Consider the following 13,897-nt stretch of genomic DNA (forward strand, 5'->3'; position numbering starts at 1 on the left):
GCCGCCGGATCAGCCCTGCTGGGCTACCAATGGTTCCGGTTCGCCACCCAGGGCCACAATCAATTGTGCTGCACGCTGCTGAAGGTCAACGCCGATCTCGGCGTCTTGGCGTATCGCCTGCAACCGCTCGATTGCCGCGTCTACATTTCCCTCGGACACATCGATCAGCGCCAGTTGCTCCTCGGCCAGCAATCGCAACGGGGCACCCGGCGCTGCCAGGGCTTCAAACTGCTGGCGACGATCCGCGGCCGGAAGGGACTCGGTCTGCAAGAGCAACGCCTTGAAGGTTGCTATGGCGCGATAGATTTCCGGCAGTTCACCTTGAACAGCGATGGCGTTGAGGCTATCGACAGCCTCCTGCCGCGATCCGGCCTCGATCTGCGAGGATGACAGCAGCATGTTCAAAACAGCGTCGCCACCAGGCGTAGCCGCATCGACACTGGCAAGATCAGCCGCACGTTCTGCCGAGTCATTCTGCGCCAGCGCGCCCAGAATCGCGTCACCCAGATTCTCGGCCTGACTGGTCGCCCGCGCCTTGCGGAATTCGTTGAATGCGGCGCCGCCAACAATCAGAACCACGGCCAGTACACCAATCCACCCCCAACGGCGCAGAAGCAGGAACAGGCGATCGCGGCGGACCTCTTCGGTCACCTCATCAATAAAACTGTCGGTGTCGCTCATCCCTGCTCCCCGGGCTGTATCCTGTTGTATGGCGCCATGTCATACCCCGGCGCCATTGTTAAGCCAAGGGTCCGATTTTGCACATTTTCGCAGGGCTACGCCACACTTGCGGAAAAAAGCAAACCAAACTATTCAGTTCAGTGTGGAAAAGGTGCCTGTCCGACCCCATTTTGAGACATGCACGCCGAAGGACAATCGGCGAAGAATTCTAGGAGAAGTTCTGTATGCGTTTGATTTCATTCGTAAATGCGTTTCTTGTGGTCGCCGCACTTTACTTTTTGGTCTTTGAACGAGACTCATTATTTGCATTCGCCGGGCGGGGTGACACCGAGGCGGAAGCGGCCTCTGCAGCGGATTCGGATAGCAATACGCAGCTCGCGCAGGACGCAATTCGCGTGGTTGCCGTAAGGTCAACTGCACAGGAAATTGACAGCGCCGTGTCGCTTCGCGGTCAAACCAAAGCCAATCGTCAGGTCGAGGTTCTGGCCGAGACCACTTCGACAGTGATTTCCGAACCCAAACGCAAAGGCGCTTTTGTCGAAAAGGGCGATCTGCTGTGCGAACTGGACCCTGGCACCCGCCCTGCCAGCCTGGCCGAGGCCATGGCCGCCAAGCTGGAGGCTGAAAGCCGTGTGCCCGAGGCAGAAGCTCGTCTGGATGAGGCCCACGCCCTTGTTGCAGAGGCTGAAATCAATCTGACCGCAGCGCGTAAACTGTCGGAAACCGGATTTGGCTCGGAAACCCGCAGAATCTCGAGCGAGGCCGCGATGCGGTCCGCCGAGGCAGGCGTGAAAACCGCCGAAGCCGGGCTGGAAGCCACTCGCGCCGGTATCGAGGCTGCAACCGCAGAGGTAAAAGCCGCCCAGCGCGAGATCGACCGCCAGACCATCGAAGCGCCGTTCAAGGGGCTGTTGGAAAGCGATACTGCGGAACTGGGCAGCTTGATGCAGCCCGGCTCTTTGTGTGCAACGGTCATCCAGCTTGATCCGATCAAGTTGGTCGGCTTCGTTCCAGAGACCGACGTTAACAAGATTATTGTAGGCTCAGAAGCATCTGCACAACTAGTGACCGGGCTGCAGGTTTCTGGTCGCGTGACGTTCCTCAGCCGATCGGCAGACGAGACCACTCGCACCTTCGAGGTCGAGATCACAGTCCCGAACCCGGATCTGGCAATCCGCGACGGTCAAACCGCCGACATTCGTATCTCTGCCGAAGGTGCCAAAGCGCATCTGCTGCCGCAATCTGCGTTGACCCTGAACAACGAAGGTCAGGTCGGCGTCCGTACTGTTGGTGCCGAGAATATTGTCGGTTTCATGCCGATCCATCTGCTGCGTGACACCGCAGAAGGTGTTTGGGTGGACGGTTTGCCCGAAACGGCCGATATCATCGTCGTTGGGCAGGAATTTGTGACGCAGGGCGTCACTGTCGAGCCCACTTATCGGGAAGTTGAACAATGACCGGCGTCGTCGCTTGGGCCGCTGAACGGGCCCGCATGGTTCTGGCCTTCATCGCGATCTCACTGATTGTCGGCGGGTTCGCTTATGTTGGCCTGCCCAAAGAAGGTGAACCGGATATCGAGGTGCCGGTTCTGTTCGTTTCGGTCCAGTTCCCCGGTATTTCCGCCGAGGATTCGGAAAATCTGCTTGTCAAACCGATGGAAACCGAACTGGCAGATCTGGACGGCCTCAAAGAAATGACCGGTACAGCCGCCGAAGGCTATGCCGGTATCCTGATGGAGTTTGATTTCGGCTGGGACAAGACATCGATCATGGCGGATGTCCGTGACGCGATGAACAGCGCCCAAGCTGAATTCCCGGAAGGGGCCGAACAGTATTCTCTGAACGAAGTAAACCTTTCCGAGTTCCCCATTGTCATCGTCAACCTTACCGGTGCGGTGCCTGAACGGACGATGGCCCGTATTGCCAAGGACTTGCAGGATGAGCTTGAGGCATTGGATTCGGTGCTTGAGGCCGGGATCGCTGGCAATCGTGACGAGATGCTTGAGGTGATTATCGACCCCTTGCGCCTTGAGGCTTACAACGTCTCGGCGGACGAGTTGATCAGTGTGGTGCAGAACAACAACCAACTGATTGCTGCGGGTGAGATTGATACCGCGCAAGGTTCTTTCTCGGTCAAGATCCCTTCGTCGTTCAAAACTGCCGAGGACGTTTATAGCCTACCCGTCAAGGTCAACGGCGATCGCGTCGTAACCATGGGCGAGCTGGCCCAGATCAACTACACCTTCGAGGATCGCGAAGGCACCGCCCGTTTTGACACAGAATCAACGGTCGCGTTGCAGGTGGTCAAGCGCAAGGGTTTCAACCTGATCGACACGGTGGCAGACGTCAAAACGACGCTGGCCGCAGCGCAGGAAAAATGGCCCGCCGAATTGCGTGCCGCTGTGGATGTAGGCACCTCGAACGATCAGAGCCGCATCGTCGACTCGATGGTGCGACAGCTTGAGGGGTCGGTTCTGACCGCCATCGCGCTGGTGATGATTGTGGTTCTGGCATCGCTGGGGACCCGCGCCGCGCTGCTGGTAGGTTTTGCAATCCCGACCTCGTTCCTGCTGAGTTTTGCCTTTCTGGCCGTCATGGGCGTCAGCATCTCGAACATGGTGATGTTCGGGCTGATCCTGGCCGTGGGGATGCTGGTCGACGGAGCGATTGTTGTGGTGGAATACGCCGACAAGCGCATCAGAGAAGGCATCGGGCCGATGCACGCCTATGTCGAGGCGGCACAGCGGATGTTCTGGCCCATCGTGTCCTCGACTGCGACGACGCTGTGTGCCTTCCTACCGATGCTGTTCTGGCCCGGCGTGCCCGGCGAGTTCATGAAGATGCTGCCGATCACGCTGATCTTTGTGCTGTCTTCGTCGCTGATCGTGGCACTGATCTACCTGCCTGTAGTCGGCGGTGTGTCCGGGCGCATGAGCCGGACGTTTGACCGTACCTCGAACTGGCTGCGTGGTGTTGCTCCGTGGTGGGTACGCGCGATTCTGGTGCCGCCGTCGCTGTATATGATCTTCCTCGGGGCGATGCAGATGCTGAATCCCTCGTACCTGCTGCCCGGAGGTGTGCTCGCGGGTGCCCTGCTGTTTATCTTTGGCGGTTTCGCCGGGTCGGTGACGCTAAGCGCGGCCAAGATCGAGCGCCACAAGGAAGAACGCGTTCACACTGCGAGTGAACACAGCCTGTTTGGCCGTGTCGTCAAGTTCCTGGTCGGCAACCCGATCATGCCAGTCGTTTCCATTCTTGTCGTCGCCGGCGCTGTTGTGTCGGTCATGGGCGCCTACATGAGCAACAACCGCGGTGTCGAGTTCTTTGTCGAAACCGAGCCCGAACAGGCCACCGCATATGTCCGTGCACGAGGCAACCTGTCGCTAGAGGAAAAAGACGCAATGGTTTTGGCCGCCGAAGCGGTGATCGGTGCCCACCCTGCAGTGACCAACATGTTCGCTTTCGCCGGTGAAGGCGGCCTTGATCAGAACGACGGTGGCGCGCAGGCTCCGGCCGATACCATAGGCCGTGTGCAGTTTGAAATCACTCCTTGGGAAGACCGGCCGAAAGTTACCGAACCTGCTTTCTTCGGGCTGTTCGATCGGGAAATCATCGACCCGGAGTATGACGGAAACACCGTTCTGGATCAGTTGAATGCTGAACTTGCGCTCCTGCCCGGCTTTATCGTTGAGATCCTGCCGCTTGAACAGGGGCCAGCCTCGGGCAAGCCCGTTCACCTGCGCATCAAGGGTGACAGTTGGGAGGAGTTGGACGCGGCAACGCAAACCGCACGCGCCGTGTTTGACGAAACCCCCGGCCTGATCAAGATCGAAGATACCATGCCTCTGCCCGGCATCGATTGGCAAATCGATGTGGACGTTGCAAAGGCGGGCCGTTTCGGCGCCGATGTGGCCACGGTCGGCGCGATGGTGCAGCTGGTGACACGCGGCATCCTGCTAGGTGAGATGCGCCCCGAAAGTACCGACGAAGAGGTCGAAATCCGCGTTCGCCTACCCGAACATGACAGGGTGCTGTCGACCCTGGATTCGCTCAAGGTTCGTACGCCCGATGGATTGGTGCCTCTTTCTAACTTCGTGACCCGTAAACCGGTTGCCAAACTGGCCGAGATCAACCGGATCGACCAGCAGCGGTACTATGACGTCAAAGCAGACGTCGAACTGGGCTTGTCCAAAGTGGTTGTCGATGGCCCGGACGGGGCTGAACAACGCCTGGCCATTGTGCGTGCTGTTGAAGCGGGCGCTGACCCAACTGGAACCAGCATCACGTCGCCGGACGGGGCAGTATATGAACTTGTCCAGTTGACCGATGGTAACTCCGTCGATGACCTGCGAGCCGAGATCGAAGACGGGAATGCGCGGTTCACCCTGATCAACCCGAACGAACGGATTGCAGTACTGACGGAATGGCTGAACACGAACCCGTTTTCGAGCGCCATCAGCTGGGAGTGGACGGGCGATCAGGAGGATCAGGAGGAATCGGGTGCCTTCCTGATGAACGCCTTCATGGGTGCGTTGGGGCTGATGTTCGTGATTCTGCTGGCGCAGTTCAACTCGTTCTACAACTCGGTGTTGGTGCTACTGGCGGTGATCCTGTCCACCACCGGCGTTCTGATCGGGATGATGATCATGCAACAGCCCTTCTCGATCATCATGACCGGAACGGGCATCGTGGCGCTGGCAGGGATCGTGGTGAACAACAACATCGTTCTGATCGACACCTATCAGGAGTACAGCCGCTATATGCCCCGGATCGAGGCCATCGTGCGCACAGCCGAGGCACGTATCCGCCCGGTTCTGCTGACCACGCTGACGACGATGGCCGGTCTGACCCCGATGATGTTCGGCCTGTCTCTGGATTTCATCAACGGTGGTTATTCGATCGACAGCCCCACGGCGCTGTGGTGGAAACAGTTGGCCACAGCCGTGGTGTTCGGTTTGGGTATCGCGACGGTCCTGACACTGATCGTAACCCCGTCGCTTCTGGCGCTGCGAGTTTGGGTGTCGACCTATGCGGTGTGGCTGGGCAAGGTTCTGGCCCGCGCCACGGCTGGCCGATCCAGCCAGGTCGCGCAGGACATGGCCATCGGCAAGGCTGCGCGTCAGGCACAGGCGACCGAGGTTCTATGGGAAGACGATGCGCCCCCCACAGACCCTACAGACAAGGCTTCGCCGTCTTCCGACCGTCCACCTGGGGCCCCGCTTAAAGCTGCGGAATAAAATGATGGCGAACCCTTGGGTTCGCCATTTTACTTTGGGAAAGCTGATCACTCTGCGAATACGAATTCACCCAGCTCGCACAGGTCCAGATCGTAATCCTCGACCGAGGAACCGTCATCAAAAACACCGCGAATGTCATAGACGCAGGTTTCCAGCCCGTCTGCGATCAGCACCCCAACTTCGTATTCCGGAGCCAGATACCCGCCGCTCAACAGGTTTTCTTCCCACTCATCCGATGACGCGGAAGAGACGTTAAATTCGACCAAATCCGAACTGGTTTCGTTGACCAGCAGGAACTCCAGATCTTCGGCCGAAGCGGCAGAGGCGAAAAGCAACGCCACAAGAATTGGCGCAGCAAAGAACTTCTTCATTAGGTTTTTCCCTGATTTAACTTCCAACACATATAGTTGGTATTCAGGGTCTTAACGGTCTGGCGCGCCTCATCAAACACCTGCTAACAATGATCAGGCATGTAGCTTGAAAGATAGACCCTCAACCAACAACCCAACGATCTGTCGGCACCTCACTTGGACAGTCGAGTCCACGTCTGGTGCCCACACACGACATGCTCACATCCGCGCACGGTCAGGGTGTTTCCAGACAAGGTCATCTGCGGGTCTACATCGACGTCAATCAATGGAACCCAGAAATCACCACCGCCATATTTGCCATCGCCTTTGCTGGCGACATCCCAAAACAACTTTTTTCCGATATTGGGAGTTGTCACCTCTTTGCCGGAACTGTCATAGGCAGACAGGATCTTGCCGCAGAATTTCCCACCACACTCGGAGATCTGAATATGCGAGGTCAGGTTCTTGCGATCCGGCTGGGTTTTCCAGACGCCCTCAATCGGGTCTGCCCCAGCCTGCGCAGCAATCGAAAAACTGGCTGTGAATGCAGCAACCGCAAGCGCGCGTAGTTTCATGAGCTTCATCTTCGGACACTCCATCCCTGAAACATTGAAATAGTAGTTCGAAATTTCTTTATCCCTGATCCAAAACTTGACGAAATCGCACGAGATCACAATCGCTCAATAAATGGTCAAAGGCGCGTCCGGTTCAGGCGGCGTTGTCTTCGGATTGCTGACGGCTCCAAAGTCGCGCATAGCGACCTTCATGCTGCAACAGGGCATCATGCGTACCTTGTTCTATGATCTCGCCAGCCTCAAGGACGACGATCCGATCTGCTTCGGCAATGGTGCTGAGGCGGTGCGCAATCGTGATCACCGTACGCCCTTCGCCTGCTCGGGCCAGCGCCTCTTTGATGTCTTTTTCGGTATCCGTATCCAATGCCGAGGTCGCCTCGTCCAGCAGTAGGATCGGTGGGTTCTTCAGCAACGTTCGCGCGATGCCCACCCGCTGCTTCTCGCCACCGGACAGTTTCAATCCGCGTTCACCCACCTTGGTGTCGTAGCCTTCGGGCAAAGTGACGATGAAATCGTGGATTTGTGCGGCCTTGGCGGCGGCTTCTACATCGTCTTGCGTGGCCCCGTCGCGGCCATAAGCGATGTTGTAGCGGATCGTGTCATTGAACAGAACGGTGTCCTGCGGCACCACGCCAATGGCAGCGTGCAGGCTGTTCAAGGTCACATCGCGCACATCTTGCCCGTCGATCTTAAGCGCCCCGCCGGTCACGTCATAAAACCGAAACAACAGTCGCCCAATTGTAGATTTACCCGACCCTGTGGCCCCGACGATGGCCACTGTCTGCCCAGCTGGTACGGTCAAGGAAACACCCTTTAGGATTTCCCGGTCCGCGTCATAGCCAAACCGGACGTTGTCCAGGGTCACTTCGCCACCATTGACCACCAGATCCGGCGCGCCGGGTTTATCTGAAACCTCGGTCGGTTGCTCCAACAGATCGAACATCTGCCCCATATCCACCAGAGACTGACGGATTTCCCGGTATACCGTACCCAGAAAGTTCAGTGGCACGGTAATTTGAATCATGTAGGCGTTGACCATGACGAAGTCGCCCACCGTCAACGTGCCCTGTTGTACACCAATGGCAGCCAGAACCATCACGCCGATCAAGCCGCAAGTGATCAGGAAAGACTGGCCAAAATTCAGGAAGGCCAGCGAATACGCCGTCTTGAGAGCAGCCCCGGCATAGGCCTTCATCGACACATCGTACCGTTCAGCCTCGCGCTGTTCAGCGTTGAAATATTTGACGGTTTCAAAGTTGAGCAGGCTGTCGATGGCACGCTGGTTGGCTTCGGTATCCTGGTCATTCATCTCGCGCCGCAACTTCACGCGCCATTCGGTCACGGCAAACGTGAACCAGATATAAAGTGCGATGGTCACGGCCACGACAACCAGATACCAAACATCGAACAGCCACATCAGGATAATCGCAACCAGCAAAAGCTCGAGGATCAGAGGCCCGATGGAGAACAGCAAAAAGCGCAACAGGAATTCCACGCCCTTCACCCCGCGTTCGATGATCCGGCTGAGCCCGCCGGTCCGGCGCGTCACGTGATAGCGCATCGATAGCTGGTGAATGTGTTGAAACGTCTCCAGCGCCAGCGCACGCAAAGCCCGCTGCCCCACCGGAGCAAAAGCCGCATCGCGCAGTTGCTGAAACCCAACGGTCATCATCCGCGCAACGCCATATGCAACGGTCAGACCAACAGCGCCCAACGCCAAGGGCGGCACGCCCTCGCCCGCCAAGCTGTCGACCGCACCCTTGTACAGGATCGGAGTGTAGACCGCGATGAGCTTGGCCAGCACCAGCATGCCCATGGCCAGAACCACGCGCCGCTTTACCCAGGGCTGATCCTCGGGCCACATATATGGCGCAACTTTGCGGATGGTACGCCAGCCAGAGCGGCGTTCGTCTGTCTGAGGCATGTCGTCAGAATGCATAGGAGCTGTCCGTCTCATCACGTACCTGATCTTCGGTCAGAGATAGTAACCGGCCCCGTAAAGGGCCAGTCGCAGGGGTTTATTCGGGGATCGTAAATATCTGGCCGGGATAGATCAGATCGGGATCGCGGATCGAGTCTCGATTGGCTTCGAACAGCTTCACATAAAGAACGCCGTCCCCGAACCGATCACGCGAAATAGCCCACAGCGTGTCACCTTCCTGAACGGTGACCGACCGGATCGCAGGCGTATCCGCCTCTGGCTCTGGCTGATCCCCAGTTTCGGCGGCACGCAGCACCTCTGGCGCCTCGCGTTTGAACGGGGTTTCAAGGCGGCTGACCACGGTGCCATCCGTACCAACCTCGTCCACGCGCAGGGTATAGATGCCCGGGTCGACACCTTCCAGCTCACTGCGCCATTTCCCGTCATCCTCCGGGGTCAGATCATCGACAAGCCGATTGTCCAGATACAGACGCACCACTGATCCATCCGGCACCCGCCCTGTCAGTTCGACCTCACCGGCGTCAGAATAACCAATCGTATCCAGGGCAACCTGTTCCGGTGTCTGCGGCTGCTCGGTGGGGCTCTGAATCAGTTCAACGCCCTCTTCACCTGAGCGCAGAACGGCAACCGGTTGGTCCTGCGCATCCTCAGTCGTCTCCTGAAGCGCGGCTTGCTCCGTCTGATCTTCTTGCTCGTCTGTTTTTGCTGTCGGAGCGTCCGCATTTTCAGTGGTCGTCTGGTCCTGATCGTTGCCCACCTGGCCAGGTTCATTGGCCTCTGTCGCATCGGATTCGACGTTAGCCGTCTCAGTCGCTTCCTCGGACGGCACCGGGGTCTCCTCGGGCTCAGGCGCAGGCAGGGCTGCAATCACGTAGTCATCCGACCTCAGCGGCTGATCACCATCTGTTTCCAGCGTCAGGCCACGTGCGTTTTCGGAAAAGGGGATCGACACGAATTCGGCGAACTGCCCGCTCGGATCTACCGTAAAGCTGTGGACCTGTTTGCCATCAAGAAGAACGTTTACTTCGGTGCCCGGCTCTGCGTTGCCGGACAGAACCGCATTGCCATCCGGTTCGACAAAGATTTGATCCAGAGTTGGGGGTGTCGCCTGTGGCTCAGCTTCGGCAGTGACCTCTTCTTCAGCTGGCGCCTCGATTTCGGGTGCGACCGTCTCATCGGGTGTGTCTTCAACGGGCTCCGCCGCTGCGCTGTCTTCCGTGGTCTGTACTGCGATCTCGGCCTGTGGCTCCGGCTCTTCAGGCGCCGACCCGAATATCCCGGACAGGTATAGCCCACCCGCTCCGGCCACAACCACGATACCGGCAATCACCCCCCAGAGGAAAGTACCGGAGCTTCCGCTTCCCGACTCGGCGTTCATTCTTTTCCTTTCACTCCGCAGGGCAAGTGCTTTGTCCGAAACACATTCTGCCTGACGGTTGAGCCAATCTATCAATACCGCTATCAGGGGTCAAAACCCCAGGCACAACCCCAGAGAGGCCCTCGGATGTCCCAGAAATCTGTCTGTGTGTATTGCGGGTCACGCAATGGCGCCAATTCCACCTATTCCGAAGCCGCAAAAACATTCGGGACCCTGCTGGCACAGGAAGGCTGGCGTCTGGTTTATGGTGCCGGCGATGTGGGGCTGATGGGCGAGGTTGCGCGCGCTGCGCAAGCTGCCGGAGGTGATACGTTCGGCGTAATTCCTGTTCATCTGCTGCAACGAGAAGTCGGTAAAACCGATCTGACTCGTTTTGTGATCACCGAGACGATGCACGAGCGCAAGAAAGTCATGATCATGAATGCGGATGCGGTCGTGGTCCTGCCGGGCGGACCGGGCTCGCTGGACGAGTTGTTCGAAGCCCTGACATGGCGACAGCTTGGCCTGCACGACAAGCCCATATTGGTGATGAATGTGGGCGGTTATTGGAATGCACTAAAAGACCTTGTGCATCAGGTCATCGGCCAAGGATTTGCAGATGCGTCTCTGGCTGAATTCATCACGTGGGTCGAAGACCCAGAGATCGCGATGTCGACACTGCGTGAGTACCTGAGCTAATCGCCAAGACCGGGCGGCCACTGGCCGCCCGCAAGGGTTTCGCGGTTCAGACCGCAGGCTTCAACCGATTATTCAGGACCTTTTCAACCTTATGCAGTGGATGGTTGGTCAGTGTCTTATCGACCTCTGCGATCACCTTGGCCAAAACCTCGCTGTGAAGTCGGCGGCGCAGCAACCCCAAAACATGCGGGCTGGCGACCAGCACCAGACGATTGAACGCGCCCTTTAGACCCTTACGGTTCAATAGGTTGGCCACATCCTGAACAAACAGAGATTTCGCATGGGTTTTCCAGTTTGGTTCTTCCAAAGCAGATTTCTGGTTCGGTCCGCTGTCGAAACGCCGCCCTGCCCGATCGGTCGGGCGGTTTTGCGTCTCTTGTTCTTCGACCGAAACAACGACCAGATTGGGGTCTTCGGCATCGGTGATATTCTCAACGAACAATGCCTTTTCCCCATCGGCAATGACAACCCAGGTTCCCTGTTCAAGTGCGACCATCGTGCTCTCCTTTAGTGGCTTCTGTGCCATCCTCATTCATCAGGCACAGGTATACCCTGACGCGACCGCATGAATTTGGCGCGTTGCCTGAATGTGTTACTGTTGATGTGCGGTTCTCTCCCTCCGCTTCACCTAAGGTAAGCACTGCGGGGCGGCAGACAATCCTGTCTCAGGATGAAACTTTCTTAATAGGCAGGTTTCCACCTGTCAGGCGGACATCTCAACCACGGTGATCTCGGGCGTCACACCAAAGCGCACTGGCAGGATCGAACAACCGATACCACCGGACACAACCAGATCACGGTTTCCTTCGCGGACATGTCCGTATGCATACCGGTTGCCAAATTTCGAAGGCACCACGGGCGACCAGCCGAACAGGCGCACCTGCCCGCCATGGGTGTGCCCAGACAAGGTAAGCGCTACACTGTCAGGTATTTTGGGGAAGATATCAGGCTCATGCGCCATCATCACCACAGGGGCGTCATCAGTGATTTGCGCCATCGTTCCAGGCAGGTCGTCCAACCCCACAAGACCACCTTTGCGTCTGAAGGCAAGCTGATCCTCAAGACCGGCAAGCCAGATGCCCGGTTCATCAAGGCGCACCGCCTCATTGGACAGAACCTTGATACCGTTCTCTTCAAATGCTTCGGAATATTTGTTTGGCCCGCGACCGCGCCGCTGGGCCTCTGCGTCATCCCACCAGTCATGATTGCCCAGAACTGCGAACACACCGTTCCTGGCCTCAAGCTCGGCAAGGACCGGCGCCAGTTCAAAGGGGTCGACTTGCTCGGTGACGACTTTGTGGTGCCCGGCATAGTCGCCCAGCAACAGGACCAGATCTGGTGCCAAAGCATTGGTGCGCCGTACCACCTGCCGGATTCGATCCAGACTTACATACGGTTCACCCACATGCAGATCGGACAGCACAGCGATCCGCAAGGGTTGGGCGGTCCAATCGTCTCGTCGCACACGCCACTTGCGCACGCGCAAACGCACCGACGGTTCGACAAAGAAACCGTAAGCGGCAACAAACAGGCCTGCCAGCGTGGTCGCTAGCAGGCCGTTTATGAACCGTCGGCGGGTCAAGTATTACATCCGCGATGCAACGTTTTCCCAGTTCACCAGATTGTCGAGGAAGTTCGACAGGTAAGCCGGGCGCTTGTTGCGGAAGTCGATGTAGTAGGAATGCTCCCAAACGTCACAGCCCAGCAGCGCGGTCTGGTTGAAACACAGCGGGTTCACGCCGTTCTCGGTCTTGGTTACGGCCAGCGAACCGTCTGCGTTCTTGACCAGCCACGCCCAGCCCGAGCCGAACTGACCAGCGCCTGCTGCGCTGAACTGCGATTTAAACTCGTCAACCGAGCCAAAGCTTTCGGTCAGAGCTTTCTCAAGCTCACCGGGCATGGCGTTGTCGCCAGGGCCCATCATCTCCCAGAACTGGTTGTGGTTCCACAGTTGGCTGATGTTGTTGAAGATGCCGTTTTGTGCGACGGCGTTTGCGTCGTAGGTGCCAACGATTATCTCTTCCAGCGACTTGCCATCCCACTCGGTGCCTGCAATCAGCTTGTTGCCGTTGTCGACATAGGCCTTGTGGTGCAGGTCGTGGTGATATTCCAATGTTTCCGCGGACATACCCTTGGCTGCCAGCGCGTCATGTGCATAAGGAAGATCAGGAAGTTGAAAAGCCATCTCGGCCCCCTGTTGAAATGAATGTTGCGGTTTCCAAAGGTTACATGCTTTGGCAAGCGCCGCAGGTCAAGGGCCGAGATAACAAAACCCGGAGGCCCGCGATGCTGACACAGGCGCGCAAGATGTTTTACCGCGCCCGCGGATACTATGCGGGCACCCTGAACGGTGAGCCGTTTCGTCTGGACCCCTATCATTCGAAATTCTGGCGCAAGGCGTCGGCCGGAGCATGGGAGCCCGAGACTTTCGCGATTCTGGACAAGTATCTGACACCGAACAGTGACTATCTAGACATCGGCGCCTGGATCGGACCCACGGTTCTATACGGGGCCCGCAAGGCGCGGCATGTCTGGTGTTTCGAACCCGACCCAACGGCGTTTCGGCATCTGGCGTGGAATCTGGATCTAAACGACATCCGCAACGTCTCAGCCTTTAGCGTGGCGCTGTCGGATCAATTCGGAGTTGCTCGAATGGCTTCAGTTCGGGGAGAGCCCGGCGACTCCACCAGTTCGCTGTTACACGATGGCGCGCATGGCAACGCAGCTCTGACGATTGCATGGGATCAGTTCGAGGCTGTGAATGATCTGTCAAAAGTTTCGTTGGTGAAGATGGATATTGAAGGGGCCGAATATATGGTTTTGCCCACTCTTATCCCATTTCTGAAGAAACATCGCCCTGCCCTTTACCTGTCCACGCACGCGCCTCTTCTTAACGAAACCGAGCGCAAGGACAGAATGTCCGAAATTGCAGAGCTTTTATCCTTTTACCGGACTTGCAAGAAAAGCGACGGATCCGATACGGGGCTGAGTTATCTGACCAAAAAGGCCGCACTGGCGGGGTTTCAGACTTTTTTGCTAACTGATTGAATGCCCAAA

12 protein-coding genes are annotated in these 13,897 nt (G+C 57.5%); 4 read left to right on the forward strand and 8 right to left on the reverse strand.

The window, feature by feature from the left end:
• Positions 1–9: 9 nt before the first annotated feature.
• Positions 10–681 (reverse strand): hypothetical protein, encoded by a 672-nt coding sequence (locus ACR0IY_RS04895; protein ID WP_480670801.1) that lies wholly within the window; start codon positions 679–681, stop codon positions 10–12.
• A gap of 224 nt (positions 682–905) precedes the next feature.
• Between ACR0IY_RS04895 and ACR0IY_RS04900 the strand changes: the two genes are divergently transcribed.
• Entirely contained in the window at positions 906–2,138 is a 1,233-nt protein-coding gene (locus ACR0IY_RS04900) for an efflux RND transporter periplasmic adaptor subunit (RefSeq protein WP_480670803.1), read from the forward strand.
• Positions 2,135–5,917, forward strand: coding sequence for an efflux RND transporter permease subunit (locus tag ACR0IY_RS04905; RefSeq protein WP_480670805.1), 3,783 nt, complete (start codon positions 2,135–2,137; stop codon positions 5,915–5,917). Before ACR0IY_RS04900 ends, ACR0IY_RS04905 begins: the two co-directional genes overlap by 4 nt.
• Before the next feature lie 47 nt (positions 5,918–5,964).
• Here the strand turns inward: ACR0IY_RS04905 and ACR0IY_RS04910 are convergent, their stop codons facing one another.
• From ACR0IY_RS04910 to ACR0IY_RS04925, 4 genes are all read right to left on the reverse strand, one after another.
• The gene (locus ACR0IY_RS04910) at positions 5,965–6,288 is read right to left on the reverse strand and encodes a hypothetical protein (RefSeq protein WP_480670807.1); all 324 of its coding nucleotides are present in this window, start codon (positions 6,286–6,288) and stop codon (positions 5,965–5,967) included.
• Between the two features lie 152 nt (positions 6,289–6,440).
• Positions 6,441–6,851 (reverse strand): DUF2147 domain-containing protein, encoded by a 411-nt coding sequence (locus ACR0IY_RS04915; RefSeq protein WP_480670809.1) that lies wholly within the window; start codon positions 6,849–6,851, stop codon positions 6,441–6,443.
• 124 nt (positions 6,852–6,975) lie between these two features.
• Positions 6,976–8,781 (reverse strand): ABCB family ABC transporter ATP-binding protein/permease, encoded by a 1,806-nt coding sequence (locus ACR0IY_RS04920; protein WP_480670811.1) that lies wholly within the window; start codon positions 8,779–8,781, stop codon positions 6,976–6,978.
• A 79-nt stretch (positions 8,782–8,860) separates the two neighbouring features.
• Positions 8,861–10,162 carry a LysM peptidoglycan-binding domain-containing protein gene (locus ACR0IY_RS04925; protein ID WP_480670813.1) on the reverse strand — a complete coding sequence of 434 codons (1,302 nt, stop codon included), beginning with the start codon at positions 10,160–10,162 and terminating at the stop codon, positions 8,861–8,863.
• 126 nt (positions 10,163–10,288) lie between these two features.
• Here ACR0IY_RS04925 and ACR0IY_RS04930 point away from each other — a divergent pair, with 126 nt between their 5' ends.
• A complete protein-coding gene (locus ACR0IY_RS04930) occupies positions 10,289–10,840 on the forward strand; it encodes an LOG family protein (protein WP_480670815.1) in 552 nt (183 codons plus the stop codon).
• 46 nt (positions 10,841–10,886) lie between these two features.
• On the opposite strand, the gene ACR0IY_RS04935 is transcribed toward ACR0IY_RS04930, so the two are convergent.
• The 3 genes from ACR0IY_RS04935 to ACR0IY_RS04945 form a co-directional block, all read right to left on the reverse strand.
• Positions 10,887–11,336: a baeRF12 domain-containing protein gene (locus ACR0IY_RS04935; RefSeq protein ID WP_480670816.1), complete on the reverse strand. Its 450-nt coding sequence runs from the start codon at positions 11,334–11,336 to the stop codon at positions 10,887–10,889.
• Between the two features lie 207 nt (positions 11,337–11,543).
• The gene (locus tag ACR0IY_RS04940; RefSeq protein WP_480670818.1) at positions 11,544–12,422 is read right to left on the reverse strand and encodes a metallophosphoesterase; all 879 of its coding nucleotides are present in this window, start codon (positions 12,420–12,422) and stop codon (positions 11,544–11,546) included.
• A 3-nt stretch (positions 12,423–12,425) separates the two neighbouring features.
• Complete coding sequence (locus tag ACR0IY_RS04945) at positions 12,426–13,025, reverse strand: superoxide dismutase (protein WP_480670820.1); 600 nt, start codon at positions 13,023–13,025, stop codon at positions 12,426–12,428.
• Between the two features lie 101 nt (positions 13,026–13,126).
• Between ACR0IY_RS04945 and ACR0IY_RS04950 the strand changes: the two genes are divergently transcribed.
• Positions 13,127–13,888: an FkbM family methyltransferase gene (locus ACR0IY_RS04950; RefSeq protein WP_480670822.1), complete on the forward strand. Its 762-nt coding sequence runs from the start codon at positions 13,127–13,129 to the stop codon at positions 13,886–13,888.
• Positions 13,889–13,897: the final 9 nt, after the last annotated feature.

Source organism: Ruegeria sp. BC1 (assembly GCF_056539305.1).